At 62.0% G+C, this 15,043-nt stretch carries 12 protein-coding genes; 3 read left to right on the forward strand and 9 right to left on the reverse strand.

Annotated elements, in window-relative coordinates; translation table 11 throughout:
• Positions 1–46 precede the first annotated feature (46 nt).
• The 3 genes from BN1079_RS10415 to BN1079_RS10430 all read right to left on the reverse strand — a co-directional run bounded on the left by BN1079_RS10415 (position 47) and on the right by BN1079_RS10430 (position 2,546).
• The gene (locus BN1079_RS10415; RefSeq protein ID WP_037024185.1) at positions 47–1,276 is read right to left on the reverse strand and encodes a nucleoside recognition domain-containing protein; all 1,230 of its coding nucleotides are present in this window, start codon (positions 1,274–1,276) and stop codon (positions 47–49) included.
• A 178-nt stretch (positions 1,277–1,454) separates the two neighbouring features.
• A complete protein-coding gene (locus BN1079_RS17370; protein ID WP_003282841.1) occupies positions 1,455–1,625 on the reverse strand; it encodes a DUF1328 domain-containing protein in 171 nt (56 codons plus the stop codon).
• A gap of 486 nt (positions 1,626–2,111) precedes the next feature.
• Positions 2,112–2,546 (reverse strand): ferritin-like domain-containing protein, encoded by a 435-nt coding sequence (locus BN1079_RS10430; protein WP_037024188.1) that lies wholly within the window; start codon positions 2,544–2,546, stop codon positions 2,112–2,114.
• Between the two features lie 274 nt (positions 2,547–2,820).
• Here BN1079_RS10430 and algB point away from each other — a divergent pair, with 274 nt between their 5' ends.
• Positions 2,821–4,167 carry a sigma-54-dependent response regulator transcription factor AlgB gene (gene algB / locus BN1079_RS10435; protein ID WP_037024189.1) on the forward strand — a complete coding sequence of 449 codons (1,347 nt, stop codon included), beginning with the start codon at positions 2,821–2,823 and terminating at the stop codon, positions 4,165–4,167.
• Entirely contained in the window at positions 4,164–5,951 is a 1,788-nt protein-coding gene (locus BN1079_RS10440; protein ID WP_037024191.1) for a KinB sensor domain-containing domain, read from the forward strand. The genes algB and BN1079_RS10440 overlap by 4 nt, the downstream gene beginning before the upstream one ends.
• Before the next feature lie 137 nt (positions 5,952–6,088).
• Here the strand turns inward: BN1079_RS10440 and BN1079_RS10445 are convergent, their stop codons facing one another.
• The 5 genes from BN1079_RS10445 to BN1079_RS10465 form a co-directional block, all read right to left on the reverse strand.
• The gene (locus BN1079_RS10445) at positions 6,089–6,868 is read right to left on the reverse strand and encodes an N-acetylmuramoyl-L-alanine amidase (protein WP_037026778.1); all 780 of its coding nucleotides are present in this window, start codon (positions 6,866–6,868) and stop codon (positions 6,089–6,091) included.
• Positions 6,869–6,873: 5 nt separating this feature from the next.
• Positions 6,874–8,754 (reverse strand): GGDEF domain-containing protein, encoded by a 1,881-nt coding sequence (locus BN1079_RS10450; protein ID WP_037024192.1) that lies wholly within the window; start codon positions 8,752–8,754, stop codon positions 6,874–6,876.
• Positions 8,751–9,620: an endonuclease/exonuclease/phosphatase family protein gene (locus BN1079_RS10455; protein WP_037024194.1), complete on the reverse strand. Its 870-nt coding sequence runs from the start codon at positions 9,618–9,620 to the stop codon at positions 8,751–8,753. Before BN1079_RS10455 ends, BN1079_RS10450 begins: the two co-directional genes overlap by 4 nt.
• 8 nt (positions 9,621–9,628) lie before the next feature.
• A complete protein-coding gene (locus BN1079_RS10460) occupies positions 9,629–10,258 on the reverse strand; it encodes a thiol:disulfide interchange protein DsbA/DsbL (protein WP_037024195.1) in 630 nt (209 codons plus the stop codon).
• Positions 10,259–10,442: 184 nt separating this feature from the next.
• Entirely contained in the window at positions 10,443–11,075 is a 633-nt protein-coding gene (locus BN1079_RS10465) for a c-type cytochrome (protein ID WP_037024197.1), read from the reverse strand.
• A 301-nt stretch (positions 11,076–11,376) separates the two neighbouring features.
• Between BN1079_RS10465 and yihA the strand changes: the two genes are divergently transcribed.
• Complete coding sequence (gene yihA, locus BN1079_RS10470) at positions 11,377–12,015, forward strand: ribosome biogenesis GTP-binding protein YihA/YsxC (RefSeq protein ID WP_037024199.1); 639 nt, start codon at positions 11,377–11,379, stop codon at positions 12,013–12,015.
• 145 nt (positions 12,016–12,160) lie between these two features.
• Here yihA and gcvP read toward each other — a convergent pair whose 3' ends face one another.
• Positions 12,161–15,034: an aminomethyl-transferring glycine dehydrogenase gene (gene gcvP / locus BN1079_RS10475; protein WP_037024201.1), complete on the reverse strand. Its 2,874-nt coding sequence runs from the start codon at positions 15,032–15,034 to the stop codon at positions 12,161–12,163.
• Between the last annotated feature and the right edge of the window lie 9 nt (positions 15,035–15,043).

The following is a 15,043-nucleotide window of genomic DNA, read 5'->3' on the forward strand; positions in this document are numbered from 1 at the left end:
ATCCCGGATCGCCGGTGCGCTTGCAGTACCCCATGTAATGCCGTTATCAGCCGAAGAACCAATAGCAGACCAGGATTGCCGCCACCACGCCGGCAAGGTCAGCCAACAGTGCGCAGCCCACCGCATGTCGGGCGCGCTGGATGCCGACCGCACCGAAATACACGGCCAGCACATAGAAGGTGGTTTCGGTGCTGCCCTGCATGGTGGCCGCGACCAGCGCGGGGAAACTGTCGACGCCATGGTTCTGCATGGTTTCGATCAGCATCGCGCGTGCCGCGCTGCCGGAGAACGGTTTGACCAGGGCAGTGGGCAGCGCATCGACGAAACGCGTATCCCAGCCCAGCGCCTCGATCAGCCAGCGGATGCCGTCGAGGCCGAACTCCAGCGCCCCCGAGGCGCGCAAAGCGCCGACCGCCACCAGCATCGCAACCAGGTAGGGCAGCAGGCTTTTCGCTACGTCGAAGCCCTCCTTGGCGCCCTCGACGAAGCTCTCGTACACCTGAACCTTGCGCAAGGCACCGACCACCAGGAACGCAATGATCAGACCGAACAGGGTGAGGTTGCCCAGCAGCGACGACAGCTGTGCCAAAGCTACCGACGATAGGCTGGCCAGCAGCGCCATAAAGGCGCCTAACACCAGCGCGCCTGGGATCAAATAGGCCAGCACCACCGGGTCCCACAGCCTCAGGCGCTGCATCAGCGCCACCGACAGCAGCCCGGCCAACGTCGAGGCACTGGTGGCGAGCAGGATCGGCAGAAACACCAGGGTCGGGTCTTCGGCGCCCTGCTGCACGCGATACATAAAGATCGACACCGGCAACAAGGTCAGCGACGAGGCATTAAGCACCAGAAAGAGAATCTGCGCGTTGCTCGCGGTGGTACTCGAGGGGTTGAGTTCCTGTAACGAGCGCATCGCTTTGAGGCCAATGGGTGTGGCGGCATTGTCCAACCCGAGGCCGTTGGCGGCAAAGTTAAGGGTAATCAGCCCCAACGCTGGATGACCGCGCGGCACTTCAGGCATCAGCCGGGCGAACAGCGGCCCCAAAGCGCGACCGAGCAGCTCGACCAACCCTGCCTTTTCGGCAATGCGCAGAAAGCCCAGCCACAACGTCAGTGTGCCGAACAGCAGGATCATTACTTCCACGGACAAGCGTGCCATGGCAAACAGGCTCTCCACCATCGCGGCAAACACCGCCGGATCGCCACCGATCAGCCAGCGCACCAGCGCAGCCACTGCTGCAAGCAGAAAGAAGCCTAGCCAGAGGCCGTTGAGCATATGGTTATCCCCGCAGATGAATGCGCGCGATGATAGCGGTGCGCAAGGGCGACGACCATGCACACGAATGCCGGCAATTCATAGGGAATGTAAGGAAGGACGAGCGGAAGCTCAGAGGAAAAAACAGAAGGGATTGCTGCGAGTGTTACAGCCGCCCTTGCGGGCGGCTTTTGTTGCTTTAGACACGTGGCCCGCGACCTCGACCGAAAATCAGCGATGCTACGAACAGCACCAGGAAGACCACGAACAGGATCTTGGCAATACCTGTTGCAGTACCCGCGATACCGCCGAACCCAAGGACGGCAGCAATGATTGCAATTATCAGGAATGTAATGGCCCAACTCAGCATGGTGTGACTCCTCTTCAGGTCTAAGACAACTTCCGCAGGATCGCCAACTGGCGATCGGCTAGCACTCAGAAAACCCAGCGTTGTTCTGACCGCAGCTGCCCGGGTTCGACCCTGTTAGCTGCCGGTCCGGTCTGGACAATCCCTACTGGTTGAGCGTCGTACATGCGAATTCGTTCCGCGGGTTCAGAAGGCAACTGACCAAGCGGTTGCGACATCGGCTGTTCGGCGCCGACTATCAACGCCACTACCGCCGCAGCGAAAACCCCTTTACCCAGCAGTGAGAAACGCGCTTGACGATTCATCCTCAACTTCCTCCCGGCGTGCTTGCAAAACTGTCTGTGTTCGGGAGTTCTATTGCAGCCCCCGTGCCAGCTTTACATCGCTCAATTTCTCTTTAGATATCAATTAGTTACATTCGAGTCCAAGGAGCCTTCCGACGTAAATTGCACGATGGCCGTTTTGGCCTTCGTGCGCTTTGCATGACGGCTAACGCTGACCGCCGTGATTGAGTCGGTGCATGCGCTCGTGGCACGCGCGGATCTTCGGCAGCTCGATGGCCAGCAGTGCACGCACATCCGGCTCGGCATTGGTCAGCGCGTCCTCGAAAGCAGCCAGAATGCGCTCCTCGGTCTGATCCAGCTGGTCCACATAGACCGCGTCGGTATCGCCGAGCCGAGCCTTGGTGTCGGCATACATTTCACGCAACTTACCCGCCAGGGTGCCACCTTGGGCGGGCTGCTCCTGATGCGCTGCGACTTTCACCGATAGCGCCTGAATGATGTGCGTCTTGGCCTGCGCCATATCGCGAAACAGGTGTTGCAGTTCGACGTCCTTAACCTCTGCCATCGCATGCTGGTAGAAATGCTGGCCGTCTCGCGTGATCTCGATGAGCTCGTTGAGCTCCGTCATGTTCTGATTCATGGGGTCCTCCAGATGAGCGGTATACCTGGAGACAGGCCGCAAGCTGCGTGCCAGCTGGAAGAGAAAATACTTGCCTGAAAAATCAGATACTTACGCGGGCGTTTCGCTTGAAAATAAGTTGCACAGTGCGGGAATCGCACTTTTGAACCATGCAACTTGCAAGACTTTTCGTAGACTAACGCAGGCGCCGAGCCATACTCGCCAAAACAGTCGCACCCACGCGTTCCCAGCCTAATAGCCAGAACACGATTTTCACTGCTTCTCTGGAGTATTCATGGATCAAACGAGCGACACCGATGGCCGTATTCTCCTGGTCGATGATGAGGCCGCCATCCTGCGCACCTTCCGCTATTGCCTGGAAGATCGCGGCTATACGGTGGTAACGGCCGCCAGCGCCGCGCAAGCCGAGGCCGTACTGCAACGCCAGGTATTCGACCTATGCTTTCTGGACCTGCGCCTGGGCGAAGACAACGGTCTGGATGTGCTCCAGCAGATGCGCATCCTCGCGCCCTGGATGCGCGTGGTGATCGTTACCGCCCACTCGGCGGTGGATACGGCGGTGGACGCCATGCAGGCGGGCGCAGCAGATTATCTGGTCAAACCCTGTAGCCCCGAACAGTTGCGCCTTGCCGCCGCCAAGCAACTCGAAGTGCGGCAGATGGCGGCACGTCTCGAAGCGCTGGAAGGCGAGATGCCCAAGCGCAACGATGCGCTGGGCTCCCATAGCCCCGCCATGATGGGTGTACTTGAGACTGCCCGGCAGGTGGCGGATACCGATGCCAACATCCTTATTCTCGGTGAGTCCGGCACCGGCAAGGGCGAAGTAGCGCGCGCGATCCACAACTGGAGCCGGCGCGCGAAGAAGGCGTTCATCACCATCAATTGCCCCTCGCTCTCAGCCGAGCTGATGGAAAGCGAGCTGTTCGGGCACAACCGCGGCGCTTTTACCGGTGCCACCGAGAGCACCTTGGGGCGGGTCAACCAGGCCGATGGCGGCACCCTGTTTCTCGACGAAATCGGCGACTTCCCCCTGGCCCTGCAACCCAAGCTGCTCAGGTTCATCCAGGACAAGGAATATGAGCGGGTCGGCGACCCGGTCACGCGTCGGGCCGATGTACGCATTCTGGCCGCAACCAACCTGAACCTCGAAGAAATGGTCCGAGAAGGCAAGTTCCGCGAGGATCTGCTCTATCGCCTCAATGTCATCACCCTCAATCTGCCGCCCATGCGCGAGCGGCCCGAGGACGTGCTGGCACTGGCCGAACGGTTCCTGGCCTTCTTCGTCAAGAACTATGGGCGACCGGCGCGCGGCTTCAGTGACGCCGCCATCGCTGCACTGAAAAGCTATCGCTGGCCTGGCAACGTGCGCGAACTGCGTAACGTGGTCGAGCGCGCCAGCATCATCTGCCCGAAGGAAATGATCGAGGTCAGCCACCTGGGTCTGGCCGAACAGACCACCGGCAGCGCACCAAGAATTGGTGAGGCACTCAGCCTTGAAGCGCTGGAAAGAGCGCATATCGCTGGCGTACTGAGCACCGCCGACACCCTCGACCAGGCAGCCCGGACGCTGGGTATCGATGCCTCCACCCTGTACCGCAAGCGCAAGCAATACGGCCTATGAAACTCCAGATGAAGCTGAGAACCCGGCTGTTTCTGGGTTTCTCGGCGCTGATGACCGTCGCGCTGCTGGGCCTGGTGCTGGCGCTGGTCAGCGTGGTGCAGATGGCGCAGAGCCAGGAAAAACTGATCCGCGACAACTTCAGCGTCATTGAAATCAACCAGCAGCTGCGCCAGGCGCTCGGCAACCACCTGCTCATCCTGGTGCGCGAGCAGTACGACAGCGAGGCGCTCGACGAATCCAGCCGGATCTTCCAGAACGCACTGGCCAAGGGCCTGGCCGAGGCGACGCAGGACAGCGACTACCAGAGCTACCAGAACATCGGCAACGCCTACGCCAGCTTCCTCGCCGAAGTGCGCTCCGCCCCCGCTGCGGAGCTGACACTGCTCGAAGACAACACCCTGAGCCAGTCCTTCAATCAGGTGCGCGAGCTGATGGTCGCCATGCAGCAGAACGCCTACGACCAGATCCGCGATACCGAAATGCGCAGCCGCGAGCGCTCGCAGCTGCTGGCCGGGCTGCTGGGCCTGACCGGCGTGGCGGTGCTGCTGATCGGTTTCGTCACCGCGCACGGCTTCGCGCGCCGCCTCGGCGATCCCATCGAGCAGTTGTCCAGGGTCGCCGACCAGATCGGGCGCGGCGACTTCAATATCAGCCTGCCGGCCACCCCCATCGCCGAACTGTCCACGCTGATCCGGCGCTTCGGCCTGATGTCGCAGGCCCTGCACCAGTTCAAGCAGACCAACGTCGAAGCCCTGATCAACGGCCAGCAGCGCCTGCAGGCGCTGCTCGACAGCATCGATGACGGCCTGCTGATCATCGACCGTCAGGGGCGCCTGGAACATGCCAACCCGGTCGCACAGCGACAGCTGGCCTGGGAAGACGAGCACATCGGCTCGACGCTGGGCCAGGCCCTGGGTCACCCCGAACTGGACGTGACGGCGCAGCAGGTGCTGGCCGACAAACCACTGTCCGGCCCACCGCAGGACCTGATCATAGAGGCCGACGGTGAACGCCGGCTGCTGGCCTGGCGCATCAGCCCGGTGAACCACCACAACGGTCGCATCAGCGGAGCGGTGATGGTGCTGCACGACGTCACCGACCAGCGCACCTTCGAGCGGGTGCGCAACGAATTCGTATTGCGCGCCTCCCACGAGTTGCGCACCCCGGTAACCGGTATGCAAATGGCCTTCAGCCTGCTGCACGAACGCATCCGCCAGCCGGCCGGCAGCCGCGAGGCCGAGCTGTTCGAGACCGTGCGCGAAGAGATGCAGCGCCTGGTCACCCTGATCAATGATCTGCTGAATTTCTCGCGTTACCAGAGCGGCCAGCAGAAGCTTGAACCCACCCCTTGCGATGCCGGCCGGCTGCTCAGCGAAGCTCGGCAACGCTTCCTCGCCACCGCAGCGCAGAGCAACATCGAGATCACCCTGGAACTGCAGTCGCCGCTGCCCACCCTGCTGCTCGATCAGCAGCAGATGGAGCGGGTCTTCGACAACCTGCTCAGCAATGCTCTACGCCACACTCCGGAAGGCGGCGAGATTCGCCTGCTCGCCCGGCACCATGGAGAGCGGGTGATTCTCAGCGTCGAGGACAATGGCGAAGGCATTCCCTACAGCCAGCAGACACGGATCTTCGAACCCTTCGTGCAGATCGGTCGCCGGCGCGGCGGCGCCGGGCTGGGGCTGGCGCTGTGCAAGGAGATCGTCCAATTGCATGGGGGCCGCATCGGCGTGCATTCACGGATCGGCCACGGGACGATCTTCTACATGGCTCTGCCGGTCTGACGCAACGCCGAGCTACCCGGCTCTGCAGACATTTCCGGGGCAATGGACCTGTCCGCGAGCCCTGCTTTTGAATGCCTGTACGGCCTAGTAAAAGCTCGCAGGCCCGCTCCTAAAAGGGTATGTCCCGCGAACATTCATTAGTCAGGGTTTGCGCTCAGCGCCGCCAGAATCGCTGCCGTTTCGGCATCGGGCTCACCATCGAAGCGGGTCGGCCGGTACTTCATCTGAAAAGCCGCGATGACATTGCGCGTCTCAGAATCCAGCTGACCATGCTCCGGCACCTTGTAGCCCTGCTCCGCAAGCTGCGCCTGGAACCAGGCTATATCCGGCAATTGCAGCGCATACAGGCTCCGCTGCCGAGCAACTACGGCGGCATCCGGCCAGGGCAACAGCCCCGCGTCGGCCAGACGCTTCCAGGGAAACAGGGGACCAGGATCGACCTTGCGCTGCGGAGCGATGTCGCTGTGCCCGATGATGGCGCCGGGCTTTAGCCCGTGGCGCTGCATGATGTCCTTGAGCAGCACGATCAGCGCATCGATCTGCGCATCGGAATAGGGATACCAGAGCCGGCCCTGCTCCCCCTCGATATAGCCTCGATTGACCAGCTCGATACCAATCGAACTGGAATTGAGCCAGGTCCGGCCCCGCCACTGGCTGTCGCCGGCATGCCAGGCCCGGCGGTTCTCGTCCACCAGCTGGTAGATGGTCGCCGGCGACTCGCCGATCAGATAGTGGCTGCTGACGCCATCGCCCTTGAGGATATCCAGCGAGCGCTCCAGGTCACTCGAGGTGTAGTGCAGCACAATGAACTGCACACGGCTGTCATGGCCCACAGAGGTATGTCGCGTGTCGATTCGAGGGCCACTGGCGCAGCCGGCCAGCAACATGCACAGGCCCAAGGCCAAGACTCTTTTCATCATTATCAAGCTATCTCGATACGGTTACGCCCGGCACCCTTGGCCCGGTAGAGCGCGCGGTCGGCACGCTCGAACACATGCTCCGCACGCTCCGCCTCGGCGAAGGCGGCAAGGCCGCCAGACAGGGTCACGTCAATGCGTTCGCCCTTGAAGTGAAACGGGCAGTTCTGAATGCCCTGGCGCAGGCTTTCGAGCAGTTGCTGACCAGCCTCAAGCGGCGTTTCGGGCAGCAGCAAGGCGAACTCCTCGCCGCCGAAACGGGCGATGAAATCGGTCTTGCGCAAGCGCTTGCGCAGCTCGTTGGCGATGATCTTCAGCACCCGATCACCAGCCAGATGGCCGAAGCTGTCATTGATGCGCTTGAAATGATCGACATCCAGGACTGCCAACAGCAGTTGCCCGCCGTAGCGCTGCTGGCGGGCGACTTCCATTTCCAGGCGCTCATCCCAGGCCGCACGATTGGGCAGGTCGGTGAGCGGATCATGCAGGGCTTTCTTGCGCTGCTCGGCGAGGTGAAGGCGCAAGCCAGTGGCAGCCTGTTCAAGATTCGCGACCCGCTCGACCAGAGTATTGAGGCGCTCAGCCAGCTGCTTTTCATGCACACTGCGCTGGCGCTCATAGACGTCGACGGTTGCCAGCAAAGCGTCCAGCCGCGCCTGTACGCCCTGCTTGAGGCTGGGCAGATCCTCAGCCTGAAGCACGCTGCTCTGCAACCCCCCGACCTGCTGGCGCAACTCTTCATCCAGCGCCTGTGCAGCCTCCCGGCTGCGTGCATGGCCGTCATGCGTCGCCCCGAGACTTTCCTGCATGCCCGCCAGGCGCTCGTTGAGCAATTGCAGATAGTTTTCAAACTCGCGTTGGCTCTGGTTGGCCACGGCGATCATCAGCTGCGCCAGGTCGTCCAGCAGCGGTACCAGCTCGTACCAGTTCAGACCTCGCTGGATTCGCTCGCGCAGGGCTTGCGCCTGTTCCCGCTGCGCCTCGCACTGCTGCAGATCGTCGAGCAGACCGAACAGCATCGCCTCCACACGTTCGGCGATGGCGCTGTAGGCCTGCTCCGGTGTGGCGGGCAAAACATAACCTTGCGCCTCGCCGGTGCCGACCAACCCATCCGCTTCCGAGCTCACCTCTTCCGTGGGCTCCGGCAGCTCGTCAGGGTCAGCAACCATCGGCAAGGCAATGGGTTCGTAGCGATCGAGCGCCTCGGGAGCGTCCGAAGGTGCTTCTCCGACGAGCTGCGCCACAGGCTGCGGCGCAGCAAATTCCACTGCTTCCGTTGCTTCCGGTTCAAGCTGGGCATCGGCAGCTACTGCCTCGGGTGCAACGGCCGCCCCCTGTTCGGCCACGACGCTGGCAGCGGCCATATCACGCTGGCCAAAGAGCCGGCTGAACAGGCTCAAATTGCGCGGCTGATCCGCCAGTTGCAGGGTCAGCGCGCGGTCCTGCAATCCGGCCAGCTCGCCCAAAAGGGCCGGCAGATCGCGCGGTTGCAACGCACCTTTGCGGATCTTGCGTGCATAGATCTTCAGTGGTTTACGCACTTCGCTGGGCAATGGCAGGGCCAGCAACTGCGTGGTCAGCCGCTGCAAGCCAAGCGCCAGACGCTCAATGCGTTCCTGCTTGTTGCGCTCGGTATCCAGTACGGCACGCTCAAGGCGCGGCACCAGCTCCGCCAGGCCGTGATCCAGATCCTCGTCGCGCAGCACATCGCGCAAGTCGCGCATGCACTTTTCGACCACAGGGTCGGCGCCCTCGACCGCAAAACTGCTGCGCACCAAGCTGCGACGCAACAGATCGAGACGGGTGTTCCAAAGGGCTTCCTGTTGTTCCTGCTGTTCCAGCGATTGCAGGTACTTTTCCCGCCAGCGCGACGCTTCTTCGTTCATTGCGCCTTGTCCAGAGGGACCGGGAAGGTATCGCCGCGCAGCGAGTCGGGCAGGCGAATCTCCACTGCCACCGGCAGGTGATCGGATATCGCATGGGACAGCACATCGACACGCTCGAGCGTCAGGCTCGGGCTCAACAGGATATGGTCCAGGCAGCGCTGCGGGCGCCAGCTGGGAAAGGTTGCGGCGATCTGCGGTGCCTGCAGGCCAAGGTCTCGCAGGGGCGAGTTTTCCAACAGATCGGTGGCATGGGTGTTCATGTCGCCCATCAGCACCTGGTGACGGTAGCCGCCAATCAGCTCTCTGATATAGGCCAACTGACGGCTCCGGGTACCACCGCCCAGCGCGAGATGCATGACCACCACCACCAGGGCATCTTCGCCCTCGCCGAACTTGAGCAGAATTGCGCCACGCCCCGATGGGCCCGGCAGAGGATGGTCCTCAAGCCCTTGCGGCTCCAGGCGGCTGAGTACGCCGTTGCTGTGTTGGGCGAAGCGGCCAAGGTTGCGGTTGAGCTGCTGATACCAGTACGGAAAGGCACCCAGCTGCGCCAGATGCTCTACCTGATTGACATAACCCGAGCGCAGGCTGCCACCATCGGCTTCCTGCAGGGCCACCAGATCGTAATTGCCGAGCAGCTCACCGATACGCTGCAGATTGTTGGCACGCCCGGCATGGGGCAAAAGATGCTGCCAGCTGCGGGTCAGGTAGTGGTGGTAACGCTCGGTACTGATCCCCACCTGGATGTTGAAACTGAGCAGCCGCAGCCGTCCATCGCAAGGTAGCCCGCTAGCATCCAGGCACTGGGAATTGACCCGCGTCTGTCCGGGGCCGGCCAAACGCGGTGAACTCCAACGACGCAACATAATTGCTCTTACCGGGCTGCGCGTTCTTTTTCGATCAGGAAGTCAGCAACTTCCAGCGTACGCTGAGGGCCGCCGGCCGACCCGAGGTCAAAGCGGTATTTGCCATTGACCACCAACACCGGCACACCGGTGATCTGATAGGCCATTCCGAGTTTCTTGGCCTGCTCCGCCCGGCCTTTTACGCCGAAGGAATTGAAAGCTTTAAGGAAGGCCTCGCGATCAACGCCGTTCTTGGCCAGCAGGTCGGCCATTTTTTCAGGGGTATCCAGCTTGTTGCCTTCATTGTGGTAGGCGCTGAACACCGCATCATGCACGCTCTGCTCGACATTCATCGACTCGAGCGCGAGGAACAGCTGGCCGTGCAGGTTCCAGATCCCACCGAACATGGCAGGGACTCGCTTGAAGTCCACATCCTCAGGGAGCTGCTCTACCCAAGGGTTGATGACCGGCTCGAACTGATAGCAATGGGGGCAGCCGTACCAGAACAGCTCGACGACTTCGATCTTGCCCGGCTCGGACACCGGCACTGGTGCCGCCAGTTCGACGTACTCCTTGCCGGCACGGAACTCCTGGGCGTGGGCAGTGAGACCGAACAGACCGACAGCAGCAATGATGGCGCTGAGCATGAGTGTGCGCATGATGACTCCTTGGCTATGAACGACTGTGCAACAGCGCAACAGGCTGCCTCAAAGAGGCTCTGCTCGCCAGCGTCTTTTGATGTCTTTTCAATCTCTTGACGCTTACGGTAGACAGCAAAAATAAAAAAAGGGCGTTCGGCCGAAGCCTGAACGCCCTTTTTTCAGTGACAGAACGCAAGCGCTGTCAGTGCAGGCCCTGGATGTAGCTGGACAGGGCTTCGATGTCCTTGTTGCTGAGCTTGGCAGCGATGCTACGCATGATCATGGCTTCGCCATCGTTGGTGCGGTTGCCTTCGCGGAAATCAGTCAGCTGCTTGGCGGTGTAAGCGGCATGCTGACCACCCAGTTGCGGGAAGCCTGCCAGATCGTTACCCGCGCCGTTCGGCGAATGGCAACCGGTGCAGGACGGCATGCCCAGCTCCAGCTTGCCGCCACGGAAGAGCTTCTCACCCAGCTCGACCAGCGCCGGATCGGCCATACCGACGGTGCCTTTCTGGCTGGCGAAGTAAGCTGCGATATCTTCCAGGTCCTGGTCACTGTAGGGATCAAGCATGCCGGTCATTTCCAGCACCTTGCGACCCTCACCCTCGGGAGCACCGGGGGTGCTGCCGGCCTTGATGTCCTTCAGCTGCTTGAGCAGGTAAGCCTCGCCCTGACCAGCAAGTTTCGGGAAGTTTGGCGCCGGGCTATTGCCGTCAGCACCATGGCAGGCACCACAAACAGCAACTTTGCTCGAACCGGCTTCAGCGTCTCCAGCCGCGTGGGCCATACCGGTGATGCCAAGGGTCAACAGCAGACTCACGAGTACTTTGTTCATCAGCTCATCCAACTACGGCTAAGGGTTTAAAGGAAAACTTGTCGGCCACCGGCAGCAAAAGGCTACGGCACGCTCGTTATGCTTGCATGGCGTCGTTGACTGACGATCGCACCCTGCTACTGCTCCTTGGGAGCAAAACACTGGAGTCCGGGTGTTCATTTCAGGCCAAAGCGCACACAAAATCTGCGGCATTATATACTGGCCACCGTGAAACGGAAATGAACCATTGCCCCGTCGAGCCCCGTGTGACGTTTCGTCGCCCTGACCACATGCTGTAGCCCAGCGCCCCATCGGAACCATCATGCTCCCGAAAAACCCGATTCTTGGCCTCTGCCAGCAAGCCACATTCATGATCAGCGCCGCCAAGGTCGACCAGTGCCCGGCTGACCAGGGACTGGAAGTCGCTTTCGCCGGCCGCTCCAATGCGGGCAAGTCCAGTGCGCTGAACACCCTGACCCACGCCAGCCTGGCGCGCACCTCGAAAACCCCTGGCCGCACCCAGCTGCTGAACTTCTTCCGGCTGGATGATGAGCGTCGCCTGGTCGACCTGCCTGGCTACGGCTACGCCAAGGTGCCGATTCCGCTCAAGCAGCACTGGCAACGGCATCTGGAAGCCTACCTGGGCAGCCGCGAAAGCCTGGCCGGAGTGTTCCTGATGATGGATATCCGCCATCCGCTGACCGAGTTCGACCGGATGATGCTGGACTGGTCCCAGGCCAGCGAAATGCCGCTGCATATCCTCTTGACCAAGTCTGACAAGCTGGCTTTCGGTGCAGCGAAGAACGCTCTGTTGAAGATCCAGCGTGACATCCAGAACGGCTGGGGTGATGGCGTCAGTGTGCAGCTGTTCTCCGCGCCCAAACGCCTGGGCGTGGAAGAAGCGCAGCTCAAGCTTGCGGAGTTGCTGGGGATGCTCGAAGAAGAACAGACCAGCGAGTGACGGCACCCCGCGCGTGAGCGTGTAGAGGCCTGGACCCTACGCCCCGCCGGAATTGAACCGCGGGGTGGGATGCTCCACCGATCCCTGGACGAGAGGGACGGTGGAGGCAACGCGCGATATCAGCCTTAACGCCAGATCGCCAGTCTTAACGGTACTCATCCACCGGCGCGCAGGCGCAAAACAGATTCCTGTCACCGAACACGTTGTCGACCCGATTCACTGCCGGCCAGTATTTATGCGCCAGTGCGTGGGCGCTCGGGGTCACGGCTTCGGCGATGCTGTACGGGCGCTCCCAGCTAGCGATCACATCGGCCAGGGTATGCGGCGCATTTACCAGCGGATTGTTGTCCGCTGGCCAGTCACCAGCTTGCACACGAGCAATTTCGCTGCGGATGCTCAGCATCGCCTCGATAAAGCGATCCAGCTCGGCCTTCGATTCACTCTCGGTGGGCTCGATCATCAGCGTGCCCGGCACGGGGAAGGACATCGTCGGCGCATGAAAGCCGTAGTCCATCAGACGCTTGGCCACGTCTTCCTCGCTGATCCCGGTCTGCGCCTTGAGCGGCCGCAGATCGATGATGCACTCATGCGCCACCCGCCCGTTGCGCCCGCTATAAAGCACCGGGAAGGCCTCACCGAGCCGCTTGGCCAGATAGTTGGCGCTGAGGATCGCCACCTCCGTGGCTTCGCGCAGCTGCGGGCCCATCATGGCGATATACATCCAGCTGATCGGCAGAATGCTGGCACTGCCCCAGGGCGCGGCGCTGACCGCGTCATTGCGGACCTCGGGCCCCTGCAGTTCCACCACCGGATGATTGGCAACGAAGGGCGCCAGATGCGCCTTGACGCCGATCGGCCCCATGCCCGGCCCGCCGCCACCATGGGGAATGCAAAAGGTCTTGTGCAGGTTCATGTGCGAAACATCGGCGCCGATATCGGCCGGTCGCGACAGGCCGACCATGGCATTGAGATTGGCGCCGTCCATGTAGACCTGCCCACCCTGGGCGTGAATGGCCGCGCAGATCTGCCGCACATCTTCCTCATACACACCATGGGTCGAGGGATAGGTAATCATCAGACAGGCCAGCCGCTCGCCCGCCTCGGCCGCCTTGCGTTGCAGATCCTGCAGATCGACGTTGCCGGCCCGGTCGCATTCGACGATGACCACCTGCATGCCGACCATTTGCGCCGTGGCCGGATTGGTGCCGTGGGCCGAGGACGGAATCAGGCAGATATCGCGCTGCGCCTGTCCCTGGCTTGCGTGGTATTTGCGAATGGCGACCAGGCCGGCGTATTCGCCTTGCGCACCGGAGTTGGGCTGCATCGAAATCGCATCGAACCCGGTGATCGCGCAGAGCCATTGCTGCAGCTCCTCGATCATCAGCCGGTACCCCTCGGCCTGCTCCCGCGGCGCGAAGGGGTGCAGGCTGGCGAACTCCGGCCAGGTGATGGGGATCATCTCGCTGGTGGCATTGAGCTTCATGGTGCAGGAGCCCAGCGGGATCATCGCCTGATCAAGCGCCAGGTCCTTGTTTTCCAGCTGTTTGAGGTAACGCAGCATCTCGGTTTCGCTGTGATGCGTGTTGAATACCGGATGAGTCAGGTAAGGGCTCTGGCGCTGCAGCTGTTGCGGAATGCCGCTGGCGATTTCGCCGGCATCCAGTGCGGCAACGCTCAGCCCGTGATCGGCGCCGAGAAAAATACTCAGCAACTGCTCGACGGTGGATTCGTTGCAGGTTTCATCGAGGCTCACACCAAGCCTGCCGCGCCCGAGGATACGCAGATTAATCCGGGCTGCTGCCGCGCTTTCGAGGATGGCCATCTGCGCACCGCCCACGTCGAGCGTGAGGGTATCGAAGAAGTTTTGGTTGAGCCGGACCACGCCCTTGCGCTCCAGACCGGCGGCCAGCAAGGCCGTCAGCCGGTGCACGCGCTGGGCGATGCGCTTGATTCCTTGCGGGCCGTGGTAGACGGCGTAACTGCTGGCGATATTGGCCAGCAGTACCTGTGCGGTACAGATATTGGAGTTGGCCTTCTCGCGGCGGATGTGCTGCTCGCGGGTCTGCAACGCCATGCGCAGCGCGGTATTGCCACGACTGTCGCGGGAGACGCCGATCAGCCGCCCAGGCATGGCGCGCCGGAAAGCATCGCGCGTGGCGAAATAGGCGGCGTGCGGGCCGCCATAGCCCATGGGCACACCGAAACGCTGAGTCGAACCGAGCACCACATCGGCGCCCTGCTCGCCAGGCGGGGTCAGCAGCACCAGGCTGAGCAGGTCGGCCGCCACGCAGGCCAGCGCTTGGGCCGCATGCAACTGTTCGATGACCGGGCGCAGGTCGCGAATCTCGCCATGGGTGTCGGGATACTGCAGCAGCGCACCGAACAGCGACTCACCCTTGATGGCCTCGACAGGCCCAACCAGCAGCTCGAAACCGAAGCCCTCGGCACGGGTACGCAGCACCGAAAGCGTCTGCGGATGGCAATTCTCATCAACGAAGAAACGGTTGCTGGTGCTCTTCGCCACACGTCGCGCCAAGGCCATGGCTTCGCCAGCTGCGGTCGCCTCGTCCAGTAGCGAGGCGTTGGCCAGATCGAGGCCGGTCAGGTCCATGGTCAATTGCTGGAAATTCAGCAGTGCTTCGAGGCGCCCCTGGGAAATCTCCGGCTGATAGGGCGTATAGGCGGTGTACCAGCCGGGGTTTTCCAGCAGATTGCGCTGGATTACCGGCGGCGTGATGGTCCCGTGGTAGCCCATGCCGATCAGGCTGGTCCACAGCTGGTTGCGCTCGGCATAGCCGCGCAGTCGCGCCAAAGCACCCTGTTCATCCAGCGCCGGCGGCAATGCCAGCTCGCCCTGCAGGCGGATCGTCGGCGGCACGCTTTCATTGATCAGCTGCTCGCGGCTGTCCAGCCCGAGCACTTCGAGCATGGCCTGCTGCTCGGACGCATCGGGGCCGATATGACGCTGTAGAAAGGTATCAGGCTGCTGAAGCTGGGAACTGGATGGCATGGACGGCATTGCAGCTAC

It is taken from the genome of Pseudomonas saudiphocaensis (genome assembly GCF_000756775.1).
In the GTDB taxonomy this organism is placed as follows: Bacteria; Pseudomonadota; Gammaproteobacteria; order Pseudomonadales; family Pseudomonadaceae; genus Stutzerimonas; species Stutzerimonas saudiphocaensis.